Source organism: Mycolicibacterium stellerae, assembly GCF_003719305.1.
Classification (GTDB): Bacteria; Actinomycetota; Actinomycetes; order Mycobacteriales; family Mycobacteriaceae; genus Mycobacterium; species Mycobacterium stellerae.
In genome coordinates this window covers 1-1,488 of record NZ_RARC01000076.1, presented here as the reverse complement: position 1 = coordinate 1,488, position 1,488 = coordinate 1, and the positions used below count along the sequence as shown (strand labels likewise).

At 66.5% G+C, this 1,488-nt stretch carries 1 protein-coding gene; it reads right to left on the bottom strand.

The window, feature by feature from the left end:
• Positions 1-3: 3 nt before the first annotated feature.
• Positions 4-1,488: CoA-acylating methylmalonate-semialdehyde dehydrogenase (locus D6M19_RS34015; RefSeq protein ID WP_327389850.1), on the bottom strand; the 1,485-nt coding region annotated here is incomplete at its 5' end.

The following is a 1,488-nucleotide window of genomic DNA, read 5'->3' as shown; positions in this document are numbered from 1 at the left end:
CACTCACTTGTTTTGGGGGAAGCCGAGTTCTAGGCCGCCGTGGCTGGGGTCGAGCCAGCGTTGGGTGATGGCTTTGCCGCGGGTGAAGAAGTGCACGCCGTCGGCGCCGTGGGCGTGGGTGTCGCCGAACAGGGAGGCTTTCCAGCCGCCGAAGCTGTAGTAGGCCATCGGGACGGGGATGGGCACATTGATGCCGATCATGCCGACTTCGACCTCGTTTTGGAAGCGTCGCGCGGCGCCGCCGTCGTTGGTGAAGATGGCGGTGCCGTTGCCGTAGGGGTTGGCGTTGATCAGCTCCAGGGCCTGGTCGTAGGTCTCCACGCGCAGCACTGAGAGCACGGGGCCGAAGATCTCGTCGGTGTAGACGCTCATTTGGGGGGTGACGTGATCGATCAGGGTGGGCCCCAACCAGAACCCGTCCTGGCCACCGTCGGCGTGTACGTCGCGGCCGTCGACGACGATCTTGGCGCCGTCGGCCTCCCCGGCGTCGATGTAGGACGCGACCTTGTCGCGGTGGGCCTTGGTGACCAGCGGTCCCATGTCGGCGTCGCCGGTGCCGTCGCCGGTTTTGATGGTGGCCGCGCGTGCGGCGATCTTGGCGACCAGGTCGTCGGCGATCGGGCCGACGGCCACCGCGGCCGAGATCGCCATGCAGCGTTCCCCCGCCGAGCCGAACCCGGCGTTGACCATCGCGTCGGCGGCCAGGTCCAGGTCGGCGTCGGGCAGGATCACCGCGTGGTTCTTGGCCCCGCCCAGGGCCTGCACCCGTTTACCGGCCGCGGTGCCGGTGGTGTAGACGTATTGGGCGATCGGGGTGGAGCCCACGAAGGACACCGACTTGATCGCGGGGTTGGTCAGCAGCTCGTCGACGACGGTCTTATCGCCCTGCAACACGTTGAACACCCCCGGCGGCAGACCGGCCTCGGCCCACAACTGCGCCAGCCAGATCGACGCCGAGGGGTCTTTCTCCGAGGGTTTGAGCACCACGGTGTTACCGGTGGCGATCGCGATCGGGAAGAACCACATCGGCACCATCGCCGGGAAGTTGAACGGGCTGATCACCGCGACGGGTCCCAGCGGCTGGCGGATCGAATACACGTCGACCTTCGTCGAGGCGTTCTCGGTGAACCCGCCCTTGAGCAGATGGGGGATCCCGCAGGCGAACTCCACGACCTCCTGGCCGCGGCTCACCTCACCCAACGCATCAGAGACCACCTTGCCGTGCTCGGCGGTGATGATCTGGGCCAACTCACCCTTACGCGCGTTGAGCAACTCACGAAACGCGAACAAAATCTGCGTGCGCTTAGCCAACGACGTGTCGCGCCACCCGGGAAACGCCGCCGCCGCCGCGGCGATCACCGCACGGGCATCCTCCACACCGCCCAAAACCACCCGACCAGTCACCTCACCAGTCGCCGGGTTCGTCACCGGCGCCGTCAACCCACCATTACCCGGATAGGCCTTGTTATCGATCCAATGCGAAATCGT